Below are 255 nucleotides of genomic sequence, written 5' to 3'. Positions count from 1 at the left end.
TGACGATGCCCTTCTCGACGCGGCCCGTGACCACGGTGCCGCGGCCCGAGATCGAGAACACGTCTTCGACCGGCATCAGGAACGGCAGGTCGACCGGACGCTCCGGCTGCGGGATGTAGGCGTCGACCGTTTCCATCAGGGCCAGAACGCGCTGTTCGCCGATTTCCGGGTTCACGCCGTCGGTCGCGGCCTTGGCCGAACCCTTGGTGATCGGAATGTCGTCGCCGGGGAACTGGTACGAGCTCAGCAGCTCGC

General features: G+C 66.7%; 1 pseudogene. It reads right to left on the bottom strand.

Features of this window, described 5'->3' with window-relative positions:
* A pseudogene (gene tuf, locus GGC30_RS16795) lies at positions 1-255 on the bottom strand (elongation factor Tu); the annotation flags it as partial.

The organism is Brevundimonas sp. SPF441, assembly GCF_009661015.1.
In the GTDB taxonomy this organism is placed as follows: domain Bacteria; phylum Pseudomonadota; class Alphaproteobacteria; order Caulobacterales; family Caulobacteraceae; genus Brevundimonas; species Brevundimonas vesicularis.
Note: the sequence above shows the minus strand (reverse complement) of the source record. Positions and strands in the feature narration are given on the sequence as shown.